This window comes from Chitinophaga oryzae, assembly GCF_012516375.2.
GTDB classification, from domain to species: domain Bacteria; phylum Bacteroidota; class Bacteroidia; order Chitinophagales; family Chitinophagaceae; genus Chitinophaga; species Chitinophaga oryzae.
The window spans coordinates 6,374,819-6,388,567 of sequence record NZ_CP051204.2; the positions used below are offsets into that span (position 1 = coordinate 6,374,819).

The following is a 13,749-nucleotide window of genomic DNA, read 5'->3' on the forward strand; positions in this document are numbered from 1 at the left end:
CTTACTAAAACAGGGAAAAGAAACGACAGGCAATAGGATCAATTCGTCAAATCGCCGGAATGCGCCAGAACAGTGGCCAATGTAGCCCGGATAACGCCGGTAAGAAATTCATAATTGAGCGCTGTCATGTGATCTTTTCTGGAATGATACCCGCCGTTTCTCAGTCCTGCCGTGTCACCGACAGAAATTGCGGGGATACCCTGGTCCCAGAAACTAACATGATCACTTGCCCGGAACAGCCAGGGAAACTGTTTCCCGTCGTCCGTTACTTCAAGGGTCACCGTCTTCATACCGGGCACATATTGGCGACTAAGGCTATCAAAAGCATTTCTCAGCGCGGCGGAGTTAGCATTGGAGAAGTTCAGAATAAAGTTAGCTTTCATTCCTTCTGCCTGCAGGCGATCATGAATAGCAGCATAATTTTCCTTCAGTTGCCGGGGGAATTGTTGCGAACCCGGAGTTTCTGTAGCATAACCAATCATATCCAGATTTATAGCTGCTGCTATTTTATCTTTGTTCTCAACGGCTAAAAACCTGCTTCCCACCATCCCATCCTCCTCCATGTCGGTAGCTACCAACCATACCGTTTTTTTTATTGGTATTTTTGACAATATACCAGCCAGTTCAATCAACGCGGCAACGCCGGAGGCATTATCATCCGCGCCGGGGCTCATCCATACCGTATCATAATGTGCGCAAACAACCAATATGGAATCTGTTGAAGCTGTTCCCCTTATTTTTCCGATAATATTATTCCCTTTTATTTTTCCTTTGGATACAGGCTGAGTGCTGACATCCAGACCTTCTGCCTTAAATTTACCAATGATAAATTCCATGGAACTGTCCAGATGTTTCAAATTGGCGCGGCTTTGCCTGACGCCAGCCGACAGAAAGCCAATGTGCTCCTTGATCCTGTTACTGTCTATTTCCGCCTTGCGGATGATGTCCACAGCGGCCGTGTCGGCAATATTATGCTCTGACGGGGTTGCCAGCGTGCATTTAAACACCATCAGGCATACGAAACATAGCAGCCATCTGTGGGTGCCTATAAAAGATCCTGGTTGAATAATCAGCTTCATTTATCGTTGTTTTACTTAAATCGACCGGAAAAGTCAGACGCAGAGGAGCTGTTCAATGACCCTCACGCCCTCGTTATTATGTTCCACCTCCATAAAAACATTCCTCATCTTTTCAATGCTACCTCTGATAAATTCATTGTCTGAAAGGTGCAACAGACGTTCTGACAGCGACTGGCCCGACACAGCTGCCATGTCGAGGCTCACCCCCAGATTTAGCTTTTCTATCCGGGCAGCGTTTAATGGCTGATCCCTTACAAAGGGACACACGATCATCGGCACACCATAATAGATACACTCCTTTATTGTCCCAAGCCCTCCATGAATAACCGCAGCCGTGGACATCTTCAAAACTTCCACCTGTGGCACCCAGTCACAAACAACAATACGGCCGTTCTGTTCAACTGTAAAGTCTTTCCCATCATGCCCTGTTCCCCGCGAGAAGATTACCTGAAAAGGCGCCATTTCCTCCCTCATCATCATTAATCTGAGGTGTTGCAGCAGCTGGTCACTGAATTCGCTATGACCGGTCATCTGGGAGCCCAGCGACACATATATCAGTTTCTTGCTCTGGTCCACAATGTCTTTCAATATCTCCGAAGAGGCACTGTCTTGCTCCCGGATGCAGGGGCCCAGATATACATTTCTGGTGCTCGCGGTATAGTCCGGCTCCAGTTCCGCGACACAGGTAATAAACTCATAACAGTCTTCCAGCGGCGCAACCAGCTCATAAAAAGAGGAAGGCGTACGGCCAAGATCCTGCATGAATTGTATAATCGACATAACTACATCTGGAGGCATATTCATCAGCTCCTCAACAGAATCCATACCAATGCCGGAGCCGGGCGCCCTCAGAAAAGGCGTAAGAACAGCCATCCTGATACCATATTTATATTGAAGCAACAGTCCCTCTATTCTCAGAAAATAGCTGACAATGTAAAGGTCAGCGGCAGGCAGTTGTTGCATGGTCGAATCACTCATGATCTCATGCAGATAATCATAATGGCCTGCCGTCGTTCCGGCATTCATTAGCTGATTGTTCGCTTTATAAAAGTCACGATAGCCACGAGGGTACCGATCTTTGAAAATAGCATGAAATTCAAACCCCTGGCCGATAACCAACTCCTTATTATCTTCCACACTGACATAACACACCCTGTAACCTGCTTTCAGTAAAGAATGCGCCAGTGCAAATGAGGGCAATAGGTGACCCTCTTCCAGGTCCATCAAGAATGCAACACTGAACATATTAGTAAAAAATAAAAATCAAATCAACCTGAACGATGATGGCCGGCATCCGGGAAAAGCATCTCCATGGTGCCTTCCGGGAAACCATTACTACTCTCCGGCATTCTTGCCGGAAAAAAGCCTGCATATAAATACCTTCTTAGCGGGAAACAAAAAGGGCCTCACATTCCCAAACCTTCCGCCTTCTATGATAATACTATTCTTGTGACAGAGACGTAAATTCACACATTTAGGCTTGTTCTAAAGTCTGACAATATCTGAGACACAGTTAAGGTACAAATTGGCAAGGCATATTATCGGGCAAACACATTCCCTGTCCTGCAGGGAGCACCATGATCTATGTTAACGTGGAACAGTTATCATCATGCAATAAATAACAATAATTCAACACACCTGCCACATCATTCAGGCAGATCATGATCTACAGTACATTAATTAAAAAACAGAAAACAATATTAAAAATGGCAAATAACTCATTTGGGACCGGATTTAGATTAACAATCAGGTTACACAATTTGCTACCTGCTTCTTACAATATATACAAGATATACATTTTTATTCAGAAAAATAAATCTTCAAAAAATTTATGAACAACATAATACCGGATCAGATTAACTTTATAAAACGCACGTTGAAACGTCCCGCAGCCAACGCACCCGGAGCGCCCGGGGCCAGCAGAGGACTGATTTTTTACGCCCTATTTAACTTTGTTCATATAACGGTAGAGAGGCAAAGAATAAAACACTTATGGAGTTTTCGGCAAAACTCAAGACTGCCCAACAGGAGCAGTCTTTCTTCTCTTGTACCCGGGTAGTTAGCCATTAAACCATACATACGGCAGAGCATCTCCATGCTTAGGCCAGCGCTGATTTACATCTTCTCCTTGCCCCCGTCAACTATCCAGCGATTTGAACACCAGATGCTGCAGAAATTCCACTAATGGCCTTACTTCTTTGGATTTGCCGAAATCAGTCAAGCGCGGGAGGTTTTCTTTGAAGTACATCTGCCGGTGAGCGGTTTCTATTAAGGTACTCGCCAGGGAATGAGGAAACGCAAATTCAGGGTTCAACTCCAGGAAGATCTCGGCAATACGATGACAAAGGTCTTTATATGGTTTAAATAACATAGACTTATTGTGTTCCGTCACCTTCTTTGTAAGGTATGCCTTATCGCCTTCACAGATGACTATACCGTGTAAAAGGCTCTTGTCGATATGCTCAACGATAAACTTGTCCTGAACTTCAAAAGTCAGCAACCTTATAACAATATCTATCTTTTCTTCCGGATGCCTGATGTTGTTGGTATGAAATATCAACTGGTATTCCAGCCATGTCCAGAACCAGGTAGTAAGATAAGTGAGTAACCGGTGCTTGTTTTCGAAATACCGGTAGATGGTAGCCTCTGTGCTTCCGACCTCTACAGCCAGCTTTTTAAAAGTAAAGTCCTCAAAACCAATATCATGAATCAGCTTGATACCGTACTTAACGATATTACGGCCGAGCTCGGTACTGTCCGGATCTCTCAGGTAAAGGTTGGGATTCATCTTTATCTGCAACTGCAACTCCATACTAGAATAATTAGTTGGCTAAAATACGATAATAGTAGATCGATTCAATACAATCAGTTTACTATAAATAATAATAGCATTACTATCATTTTGAATGGTTTTTATATCTTTGCGGCAATTAACGATTATGCTTGAAAATTTGAAAATAGGAATTTTAGGAGGCGGCCAGCTGGGTGCCATGATCATGCGGCACGCGATCGATTTTGGTCTTAGTGTTTCGATTATGGACAATGACGCCCATGCACCTTGTTCACGTTATACTTCTTCTTTTTTTTGCGGCGATCCTGCTTCTTTTGAAGCTGTTTTGGAGTTTGGTAAGGACCTTGATGTTATTACGATAGAAAAGGAAGCTGTAAATATCAACGCTTTACGCCAGCTTGAAAAGCAGGGAGTAAGGATTTTTCCGACGCCTGACACCATTGAAATAATACAGGATAAATTTACGCAGAAACAGTTTCTGCTGTCACATAATATACCTGTGGCACCCGGCGAGGTCATCCAGGGCAAAAATGATCTGTACCAATATGAAAGTAAACTGCCACTCTGCCTTAAAAAACGCCGTGACGGCTACGATGGCTATGGCGTGATGGTTTTGAAGACCAGGGAAGACATTGCAGCAGCCTTTGATGCGCCCTGTGTAGTGGAGGAATTAGTTGACATTAAACACGAGATTTCTGTCATAGTAGCAAGAAATGAGCATGGCGCCGTAGCGTGCTATGACCCCGTGATGATGGTGTTTTCAGAAGAAAAGTTTATACTTGACTACCAGATAGCACCCGCTCAGTTAGACGAAGAGATATTAAAAGAAGCTACAAATCTCGCTAAGGGAATAGCAGATGCGATCCAGCTGGTTGGTATTCTCGCTGTGGAAATGTTTGTCACCAAAGATCATAAAATTTTGGTGAACGAACTGGCTCCAAGGCCGCACAACAGCGGTCACCATACGATAGAAGCCAGTACCACATCGCAATATGAACAATTGCTCCGGGCCGTACTTGGATTGCCGCTGGGCGCTACGGCGCTTCATCTCCCGTCCTTAATGATGAACGTCCTGGAGAACGCTTCCTTAAATACCGACAGACAGGGAAAGTTGCAGCGTCTTTTGGACATACCGGGCGCCCATCTTCACTGGTATGGCAAAGAGGGGAAAAGACCAGGCAGGAAAGTGGGGCATGTAACTATCACAGGTAACACCATCGAAAACGTCATTGCGAAAGCAGAATCCATCCGAAAAATTTTAAATTAAAGAATATGAAACAGGTAGAGGTAGGCATTATCATGGGCAGTAGCTCCGATGCACCTATTATGCGTCAGGCGATAGAGGTTCTGAAGAAGTTTGACATAGGTTACGAGTTTAATGTCGTATCGGCACACCGCAGCCCTCAAAAAATGTTTGAATACGCTGCTAGTGCAGAAGAACGTGGTTTGAAGATCATCATCGCAGGCGCAGGCGGCGCAGCACATCTTCCGGGTATGGTAGCTGCTATTACAACTTTACCGGTAATTGGTGTACCTATTAAGTCTACAAACTCTCTCGATGGCTGGGATTCGCTTTTATCTATAGTGCAGATGCCGGGAGACGTACCCGTAGCCACAGTAGGCGTTAATAGTGCCCGCAACGCCGGGCTGCTGGCTGTACAGATTTTAGGCACAAACAACAGCACCATCCGGCAAATGCTTGCAGCATTAAAAAAAGAAAATTATGACAAGGTTGACAAGCAAAACGAAACATTAGATCAAATCGGATAGAAAATTTACGCCATGAATTTTTAATGCCGTCACGTATCGAATCGCAGGTATTTGCATTGTTAACTCAAATACCTGCTGCCTGTTTAACTTTATACAGACAATTCCCAAACATTAAAAGATGTACAAGCACTCCAAGGAATCACAAAGTACCCTTACACCGGAAACGGCGCTTCAGTATCTGAAAGAAGGCAACTTACGATTTGTTAACAATCTGAGAGCTAACCGGGATTTGTTGAGCCAGGTAAATGCCACAAGAGACGGGCAATATCCATTTGCGACCGTACTAAGTTGCATGGATTCACGCACTTCTGTGGAACTCATCTTTGACCAGGGATTAGGAGATATATTCAGTATACGCATCGCTGGCAATGTCCTCAATCAGGACATCCTTGGCAGCATGGAATTCGGCACACAACTGGCCGGATCAAAAATAATCGTGATCCTGGGGCATACACAATGCGGCGCTATAAAAGGCGCCTGCGATGCCGTACATCTCGGTAACCTCACGCAATTATTAGACAAGATAAAGCCGGCTATTGACAGTGAAACAGCTACTCCTGCTGAAAACAGGACCGGGAAGAATACTGAATTTGTGACGAATGTAACTGAAAATAACGTGCGTCATGTAATGAAACAATTAAAAGCAGAAAGTCCCATTATAGCAGCACTGGCAGATAGCGGAGCAATAAAGATAATAGGTGGTATCTATCACCTCGAAACCGGGAAAGTGACTTTCTTTGAAGAGTAATACCGCCCCCGTGACAGGCAGCAAAGCTGCCTCAGTCTACCACCTTCTGTAAACCAACACATGTCGCAAAATGACATTTTGCGACATGTGTATTATATGAATTAAGCATTTACCTACCGCTGCGTAAAACTAACTTCCCGATTAAAACACAGATTCCGGTCAAAATGAGGGGGCACTACACATCAAATCATTTCATATGTATGAACAGTTGGTTAAATACATCACTGACAGGGTTCCGTTAGGTGAAGCCGAATTACAGCAGGTGCTTTCCTGTTTTAATCTCTTACAGGTAAAAAAGAATGAACTGGTAGGCAGGACGGGAGAACCGTCCAGGCGAATGTTTTTCGTCAACAAGGGATGTTTGCGCGTGTATTACATCAAACCCGACGGAAGAGAAGCCACACGCAGGTTTGCTTTCGAAAATTCCTTTTCCTCTTCGCTGACCTCTTTTATTGAAGGCACACTTCTCAAGGAAGATACGCAGGCGGTAGAGCCATCGGAATTACTGTACATCCACCGTGAAGATTTTTATGCCCTGGTGGATACGGTCCCCCGTTGGGGAATATTTTACCGTGGTTTCCTGGAACATGCTTATTTAACCAACACAAAGAGACTGGAAGATTTTATCACCCTGAACCCACGCGAGCGTTATCAGCTGCTGCTGAAAGAAAACCCGCAAATGGTGCTGCGCTTACCGAATAAGCTGGTGGCCAACTACCTCAATATTACCCAGGAGGCGCTCAGCCGGATAAAATCCGGGGCGTGATTATTTGATCACGATCAATGATATCAATATCGGATAGCCGGATTTTTGCATTTCAATCCAATCAGCTATGCGTATTATAACATTAGAAGAACACATTGTCTTGCCGGAGTTTGCCCATGAGATACAGCAATGGCCTTTGCCCGAGCAGGCATTGGATAAACTTGCCGACATCAGCGGCAACCGGTTAAAATCAATGGATGATAACGGTATCGATGTACAGGTATTGTCTGTAGTGGGAAGAGGCGCTGAAAGCCTGCCACCGGGGAAAGACCTCAAGTTCGCCGTCAGGTACAACGATCTCCTTGCCACAAAGACGGCCGCGCATCCTGCACGGTTTAAAGCGTTCGCACATTTGCCGATGTCCTCCCCTGAACTGGCAGCAAACGAGCTGGAGAGAGTGAAAGCAGAACATCGATTCTGCGGGGCGCTGATCAACGGGCTTACCAACGGTAAATTCCCGGACTATCCTGAATTCAGGCCATTGCTGCAGAAAGCCGAACAACTACAAATGCCGCTTTACCTGCATCCCGGCCTGCCGCCGGAAAGCGTGGCCGGCGCTTATTACAGCGACCTGCCGGGCGCCATGGGGACAATGCTGGCCTGCGGCGGCTGGGGCTGGCATTCGGAAACAGCCTTGCAGGTGTTACGTTTAATTATCACCGGAACACTGGACCGTTACCCCCGGTTGAAGATCATCATTGGGCATATGGGAGAAATGATCCCCATGATGATGTCCCGGCTGGACGAAAAATTCCCTGTCGGCAGCACCGGCTTTCATCAACGCCCCGTCAGCCAGACACTGCGGGACCAGGTACATATCACTACCAGCGGAATTTTTACGTTACCTCCGCTCATGGCTGCGCTGGGCACTTTTGGTATCGATAATGTGATGTTCTCTGTTGATTATCCTTTCAGTACAAACGAAGCCGGGAAACAACTACTGAACAGCATTCCGCTCCCGGCGGAAGAAGTAGCGAAGATAGCAGGGGGAAATGCGGAAAGGTTACTGGGTTTGTAAAACGCAACAGCTACAAGGCGGCGTTCCGAAGAAAGATGCGGCAGCACCGCTTCCGGGCCTTTCTTCAGAACGCTGCTTTCACACCGCTATCGCAATGCTTCCCTCCCCGTTCTCCAGCGCCGCTTCCGGCCCTATTACGGCCTGCCCTTCCGCTCTGAAAACGCCCGCCACATTCATCCCGATTAACGTGAGAAAGGAACGGACATAAGGTTCCGCGAAATCGTAAGTCTTCAATTCACCTTCGGAATAAATGCCGCCGGACGTAGTAGCGATATATGCCTGTTTGTCTTTCAACAACCCCTCCGGCAACAGCCCTTTTCCTGTATACTTAAAGGTTATGCCCGCCCTGGTAATATGATCAAAATAGGCCTTCAGGGTAGAAGTAATCGCAAAGTTATACATCGGCGTTTCCACCACAAGGATATCTGCATCCTGTAGTTCTCTGATCGCCTCATCCGAATAGCGGATATTATCCAACTGTTCAGCTGTCCTGTCTTCAGCAGGTGTAAAAAAAGACTGAATGTGGGACTCATCGAGGTGAGGCGGCGGATCTTTGGCCAGATCACGTACCGTCACAAGACAGTCACCGTGCTTTTCTCTTATCTTCTCCACAATAGCAGTCCCTAACTTTCTGCTAACGGAAGCATCCGTTCTCGGGCTGGAAATTACGTGCAATATCTTTTTCATTTCTTTTTCAGTTTGACAAGCCAAAACTACCTACATTCGCTAACAAAAGGTTAGTAGTATACCAAAGGTTAGTAGTAACCTTTATGTTATCTAAACCGGAAAAGCATATGAAAAAAACAGACTCACGACAGGTGGAATGTGCCGCCCATCTGGCTTCCGTAGAAGATGCCATCTACGTGCTCGGAGGTAAATGGAAGCTTCGCATCATGATTGCCCTGGTCTCCGGCTACCATCGGTTTAACGAATTGCAGCGTACCATTACGGGGATCTCAGCAAGGATACTGTCATCTGAACTGAAATCACTGGAACTGAACGGACTGGTAAAAAGAGTGGTAAAAGCAGATCAGACACCGGTACTCGTGGAATATTTACCGACGGAATATGCAGAAACGCTGAAAGAAGTAATCACCGTGCTGGGAAACTGGGGATTAAAACATAAAAAAAGGATTACAGGAAAGACACAAAACAGTTCACAACCTTCTTAACTCAAAATAACTGCGGATATCCGGAAGTCCGGTTTCCTTTGCCATATAGTCTCCGCCGAATTCCCTCCCTTATACAGCCTGTTCAGCGCGGTCCTTTGATCTTCGGAGACCGCCGGTCCCGCTTCAGGACAGTCTTTTAACCATGCCGGCCGCTGCACAAAAGCGTTATTTCGATATAGTATAAGCAACCTTTTTCTGCCCGTTTTCCTGTTTTTTAACATAGGTCAAAAATCATCTTCTTCCGCTGACTGAATTTTGCATCATGATTTAAAGCAATGAACATGGATATGCACCATCACCCACCACTCTAAACTCTCCCGGCCAATACAACGCAGCCACCAATGAACAGGTTTCCAACCTGACTGGCGGAGCCTTGCGCGTCAACGATTAAAACAACCTTCAAACAATAACATTTCATGATACTGACAAAATTGATTCACAAAGCATGGCTGCTATACATGGCAGCAGGTATGGGCGTGGTTTCAGTGCATGCACAGCCCCGCATACTTACTGTGGACCAGGCTATCTCTATGGCGCTGTCCAACAGCCATGTATTAAAACTGGACCAGGCGAAAGTTGACCTTGCCATCAGTAAATACAACCAGGCGAAAGACATGTCACTGCCGGCCGGTAGCGCAAGCGCCACCTTCTCCCACGCGGAGATTCCCGCTCACCGCATCAACCTGGGCTCCCTGGACTGGACGCTGCCCGAAAGGGCTGATTCCTACGTTGGCAGCGCATCCCTGACGGAAACCATTTTCGATGGCTTCAAACTGAAGTATGCCCGGCAGTCTACCCGGCTGTTGGCAGAAATCGCGAAGACGGATGTCTCCCTCCATAAAGAGGAGGTGATATATACCGCCGTTCAGATGTACTTTAACCTCTACAAAATCGTACGAAGCCGGCAAATCGTTCAGCAGAACATCATCGCCATTGACAGCCTGATTTGCCAGGCAGAACAATTCTACCGGCATGGGGTCGTTACAAAGAATGACGTACTCCGGTTCAAACTGCAAAAATCAGCTGCCGCCATCATGGCTTCTGACCTGGAAGCCAACCGCAGCGTAGCTTGTTACAATATGGCCGTCTTACTGGGATTACCGGAAGACAGCGACTTTCAACCCGCATTGACCGTCCCGGAAAAAGACGCTGCCGCCTCCCTGCATCAATATCTTGATATCGCATTATCGGAAAGAAAAGAGCTGCAACAAAACAGCTTGCAATCCCAGGCAGATCAGCTGTCTTATAAAACCGTAAAAGCGGCGGTATTGCCCAAATTGTCTGCCAATGCAGGGGTAAAGTACATCCATGCCGGTGCGGCTTTTATTCCGGAGAGCGGAAGTTTTATCTCCCCGTTTTCAGCAGGCGCCACCCTGTCCTGGAATTTCTCCACGCTATGGACCAACAAAAACAGGCTGTCGGAAACAAGGGTACAGCAGCAGGAGACTATCATCGCCCGGGATATCTGGACAGACAAGATCCGGACAGAAGTGAACCAGGCCTACCACATCTATCTGCAGGCACTGCATAAAGTGAGCCTGTTGCAATCGGCTATCGAAGAGGCTACGGAGAACGACCGTATGCAGGCCGACCGTTACAAAAATAACGTCACCACGGTTACAGAGCGCGTGGATGCGGACACTAAACTTTACCAGGCGCTTACCGACATGGAAATCGCCCGTGCCGATACGCAGCTGGCCTGGTACCGGCTCCTGAAGACAACCGGCACCATCGCTGTTATTCATCAATAATTCAACCCAATCAATATTAAACAATGGAAGCCAATACACAACGACGGAAAAAATATATCGTGCCAACTATCCTGGTGATCGTCATCATTACAGGCAGCATTTTCGGCATACAACAATATACCTACTACCAAAGCCATGAAGACACAGACGACGCACAGGTAGATGGCGATCTGAGTGCTGTGGTAACGCGCGTTGGCGGCTACATAGACTCCATCGGATTTGAGGACAACCAGCGCGTCAGCAAAGGACAGCTGCTGGTAAAGCTCGAAGACAACGAATATCGCCTCAAACTGGCGCAGGCGCTCGCCGCCCAAAAAACGGCGGGCTCAAAGATCGGCGTGTCACAAACACAGGTCACCGCAATGGAAGCAGCAGCCCTGGGCTACAAGGCACAGGTAGACGGCGCCAAAGCAAGGCTATGGCAGGCTTCGCAGGATTACGAACGTTATGCCGCCCTGGTTAAAAGCGGCTCCGTTCCCCAACAAACCTTCGACAAAGCCAGGGCAGAACGCGATGCAGCACAAGCTGCGTGTCAATCCGCACAGGAACAATATAAAACCGCCGTTGCAAAGATTATTAACAGCCGCTCAGAACTGAACGTCGCCAATGTAGCAACAGACCAGCACCAGGCAGATGTGGATTACGCCAGGCTGCTCCTCTCCTACACGCAGATCAACGCGCCGGTTTCCGGTATTGTCACCAGGCGCCGCGTACAAATGGGGCAGTTACTGCAACCCGGACAAACACTGTTTGCCGTGGTAGATGAACACAACCTCTACGTAACGGCCAATTTCAAGGAAACCCAGATGCAGCACATACATCCGGGCCAGAAAGCGGAGATCACCGTAGACGCGTTCCCCCAGGAACCGGTGCAGGGCATGGTGTACAACTACGCAGGCACAACAGGCGCAAAGATGTCGCTGCTACCGCCTGACAATGCCACGGGCAACTTTGTGAAAGTAGTACAGCGGATTCCCGTAAAAATAAAAATCGACGCCTCCCCGGAATTCCTGAAGAAGATACGGCCGGGTATGAACGTAGAGGTAAGTGTGTTCACCAAATAAATCAGGTTTATGGCTGAAAAAGGCTTCAGAAAATGGATTATTACGTTTACGATGGTATTGTCCTGCATGCTGGAATTTCTGGATACCACTATCGTCAACGTAGCGATACCACACATACAAGGCAATATGGGAGCCACACTGGAAGATGTGGCCTGGGTGTCTACCGGCTACGCCATTGCCAATGTCATCATCCTTCCGATGTCGGGATGGCTGGGCAGCCGCTTCGGCAGGAAGAACTACTTCCTGTTTTCCATTATCCTGTTTACCATCGCTTCCATGTTATGCGGCAACGCACATACGTTAGGTGAACTGATCGCCTTCAGGATACTGCAGGGCCTTGCCGGCGGCGGACTGATCTCCAACGCGCAGGCGATCCTGTTGGAGACATGGCCACCTGAAGAAAGAGGGACCGCCACCGCCATTTTTGGTTTCGGCGCAGTCGTAGGCCCTACCGTCGCTCCGGCGCTGGGCGGCTATCTGACTGATCATCTGTCGTGGCCATGGGTATTTTACATCAACCTGCCACTGGGTATCCTTGCGGCTATTCTTACCTATCAGTACGTAAAAGCCACTCCCAAAGAAAACACGGGGAAACCTGTTGACTGGTGGGGCATTTTGTTGCTGACCATTGCCGTCGGCAGCCTGCAGACCGTACTTGAAAAAGGGGAAGAGAAAGACTGGTTTGCCACGAAATATATTATTGTCCTGAGTGTTGCCACTGTAATAGGAACACTGTTGTTTATCTGGAGAGAAAATACCACTGATCACCCGGTAGTGAACCTGAAGTTATTCCGGTATAAGAGTTTCTCCGCCGGCATGGTCACCTCTTTCCTGTTTGGTATCGGTCTGTACGGCTCTGTTTTTGTGTTCCCGCAGTTTTGTCAAAGCGTGCTGGGGTTTTCGGCACAGCAGACAGGCTTCCTCCTGCTACCGGGCCAGATATTCACGGTCGCGCTGATGCCTGCCGTAGGTAAGCTGCTCAGGAAAGGCGTGCCTGCACAGGTATTTGTTATTGCCGGCTTTCTGTGCTTCTTTGTTTTTCCGACTATCATGAGCAAAACCACGCTGGCATCGGGCAACACGGATTTTTACTTCCCGCTTTATTTCCGGGGCATCGGCATCGGACTGTTGTTTGTTCCGTTGATCACACTGGCCATCAAAGATCTGAAGGGCCCGGAGATCGGCCAGGGTGCGGGGTTATATAACATGATGCGGCAGTTGGGCGGCTCTTTCGGTATCGCCGGATTAGCGACCACTATTCACATCGGGCAGGCGAAGCACCGGAATTACCTGCTGGAAAACGTGCACGAGTACTCTTCCGCATTTGGAGACCGGATACAGGAGTATACTACCGGATTCATGGGCAAGGGTTTTTCTCATTACGATGCAGCCGGTATGGCGCTGAAAGCTGTAGACGCCACGGTCAACAAACAGTCGATGCTGATGGCTTTTACCGATGCCTACCTGTACCTGGGCGTTGCGATGCTTTGCTGTATCCCTTTTGTGTTTCTCCAGGGATTTAAAAAGAAAAAAGTAGTCATACCGGCAGACGCGCATTAGCGCGCTACGGGAAAAGAAGCAGGTCATTCA

General features: G+C 47.5%; 13 protein-coding genes. 9 read left to right on the plus strand and 4 right to left on the minus strand.

Going from position 1 to position 13,749, the window contains the following annotated elements; all coding sequences use genetic code 11:
* Positions 1–38: 38 nt before the first annotated feature.
* From HF324_RS24990 to HF324_RS25000, 3 genes are all read right to left on the minus strand, one after another.
* Positions 39–950 carry a M28 family peptidase gene (locus HF324_RS24990; RefSeq protein WP_168861087.1) on the minus strand — a complete coding sequence of 304 codons (912 nt, stop codon included), beginning with the start codon at positions 948–950 and terminating at the stop codon, positions 39–41.
* Between the two features lie 162 nt (positions 951–1,112).
* Positions 1,113–2,324 carry a glycosyltransferase gene (locus HF324_RS24995; RefSeq protein ID WP_168861088.1) on the minus strand — a complete coding sequence of 404 codons (1,212 nt, stop codon included), beginning with the start codon at positions 2,322–2,324 and terminating at the stop codon, positions 1,113–1,115.
* Positions 2,325–3,216: 892 nt separating this feature from the next.
* Positions 3,217–3,891: a TetR/AcrR family transcriptional regulator gene (locus tag HF324_RS25000; RefSeq protein WP_168805468.1), complete on the minus strand. Its 675-nt coding sequence runs from the start codon at positions 3,889–3,891 to the stop codon at positions 3,217–3,219.
* 127 nt (positions 3,892–4,018) lie between these two features.
* Here HF324_RS25000 and HF324_RS25005 point away from each other — a divergent pair, with 127 nt between their 5' ends.
* The 5 genes from HF324_RS25005 (at position 4,019) to HF324_RS25025 (ending at position 8,172) form a co-directional block, all read left to right on the plus strand.
* Positions 4,019–5,137, plus strand: a complete 1,119-nt coding sequence (locus HF324_RS25005) for a 5-(carboxyamino)imidazole ribonucleotide synthase (RefSeq protein WP_168861089.1) — start codon at positions 4,019–4,021, stop codon at positions 5,135–5,137.
* A 5-nt stretch (positions 5,138–5,142) separates the two neighbouring features.
* On the plus strand, positions 5,143–5,640 hold the full coding sequence (gene purE / locus HF324_RS25010; protein ID WP_168805472.1) for a 5-(carboxyamino)imidazole ribonucleotide mutase: 498 nt from the start codon (positions 5,143–5,145) through the stop codon (positions 5,638–5,640).
* Positions 5,641–5,758: 118 nt separating this feature from the next.
* Entirely contained in the window at positions 5,759–6,388 is a 630-nt protein-coding gene (locus tag HF324_RS25015; protein ID WP_168861090.1) for a carbonic anhydrase family protein, read from the plus strand.
* Positions 6,389–6,584: 196 nt separating this feature from the next.
* Positions 6,585–7,154 (plus strand): Crp/Fnr family transcriptional regulator, encoded by a 570-nt coding sequence (locus tag HF324_RS25020; RefSeq protein ID WP_168805476.1) that lies wholly within the window; start codon positions 6,585–6,587, stop codon positions 7,152–7,154.
* A 67-nt stretch (positions 7,155–7,221) separates the two neighbouring features.
* A complete protein-coding gene (locus HF324_RS25025; RefSeq protein ID WP_168805478.1) occupies positions 7,222–8,172 on the plus strand; it encodes an amidohydrolase family protein in 951 nt (316 codons plus the stop codon).
* Positions 8,173–8,250: 78 nt separating this feature from the next.
* Here the strand turns inward: HF324_RS25025 and HF324_RS25030 are convergent, their stop codons facing one another.
* Entirely contained in the window at positions 8,251–8,859 is a 609-nt protein-coding gene (locus HF324_RS25030) for an FMN-dependent NADH-azoreductase (RefSeq protein WP_168805480.1), read from the minus strand.
* Positions 8,860–8,966: 107 nt separating this feature from the next.
* Here HF324_RS25030 and HF324_RS25035 point away from each other — a divergent pair, with 107 nt between their 5' ends.
* From HF324_RS25035 to HF324_RS25050, 4 genes are all read left to right on the plus strand, one after another.
* Positions 8,967–9,344 carry a winged helix-turn-helix transcriptional regulator gene (locus HF324_RS25035; protein ID WP_168805482.1) on the plus strand — a complete coding sequence of 126 codons (378 nt, stop codon included), beginning with the start codon at positions 8,967–8,969 and terminating at the stop codon, positions 9,342–9,344.
* A gap of 416 nt (positions 9,345–9,760) precedes the next feature.
* Positions 9,761–11,095 carry a TolC family protein gene (locus tag HF324_RS25040; RefSeq protein WP_168861091.1) on the plus strand — a complete coding sequence of 445 codons (1,335 nt, stop codon included), beginning with the start codon at positions 9,761–9,763 and terminating at the stop codon, positions 11,093–11,095.
* 23 nt (positions 11,096–11,118) lie between these two features.
* Positions 11,119–12,159 (plus strand): HlyD family secretion protein, encoded by a 1,041-nt coding sequence (locus HF324_RS25045; RefSeq protein ID WP_168861092.1) that lies wholly within the window; start codon positions 11,119–11,121, stop codon positions 12,157–12,159.
* A 9-nt stretch (positions 12,160–12,168) separates the two neighbouring features.
* Positions 12,169–13,719, plus strand: coding sequence for a DHA2 family efflux MFS transporter permease subunit (locus HF324_RS25050; protein ID WP_168861093.1), 1,551 nt, complete (start codon positions 12,169–12,171; stop codon positions 13,717–13,719).
* Positions 13,720–13,749 lie beyond the last annotated feature (30 nt).

Bases quoted from the DNA above. Each gene is read 5' to 3' on its own strand.
- HF324_RS25015 (WP_168861090.1), top strand. From the start codon at position 5,759: ATGTACAAGCACTCCAAGGAATCACAAAGTACCCTTACACCGGAAACG.
- HF324_RS25050 (WP_168861093.1), top strand. From the start codon at position 12,169: ATGGCTGAAAAAGGCTTCAGAAAATGGATTATTACGTTTACGATGGTA.
- HF324_RS25040 (WP_168861091.1), top strand. From the start codon at position 9,761: ATGATACTGACAAAATTGATTCACAAAGCATGGCTGCTATACATGGCA.
- HF324_RS25020 (WP_168805476.1), top strand. From the start codon at position 6,585: ATGTATGAACAGTTGGTTAAATACATCACTGACAGGGTTCCGTTAGGT.
- purE (WP_168805472.1), top strand. From the start codon at position 5,143: ATGAAACAGGTAGAGGTAGGCATTATCATGGGCAGTAGCTCCGATGCA.
- HF324_RS25045 (WP_168861092.1), top strand. From the start codon at position 11,119: ATGGAAGCCAATACACAACGACGGAAAAAATATATCGTGCCAACTATC.
- HF324_RS25030 (WP_168805480.1), bottom strand. From the start codon at position 8,859: ATGAAAAAGATATTGCACGTAATTTCCAGCCCGAGAACGGATGCTTCC.
- HF324_RS24995 (WP_168861088.1), bottom strand. From the start codon at position 2,324: ATGTTCAGTGTTGCATTCTTGATGGACCTGGAAGAGGGTCACCTATTG.
- HF324_RS25025 (WP_168805478.1), top strand. From the start codon at position 7,222: ATGCGTATTATAACATTAGAAGAACACATTGTCTTGCCGGAGTTTGCC.
- HF324_RS25035 (WP_168805482.1), top strand. From the start codon at position 8,967: ATGAAAAAAACAGACTCACGACAGGTGGAATGTGCCGCCCATCTGGCT.
- HF324_RS25005 (WP_168861089.1), top strand. From the start codon at position 4,019: ATGCTTGAAAATTTGAAAATAGGAATTTTAGGAGGCGGCCAGCTGGGT.
- HF324_RS25000 (WP_168805468.1), bottom strand. From the start codon at position 3,891: ATGGAGTTGCAGTTGCAGATAAAGATGAATCCCAACCTTTACCTGAGA.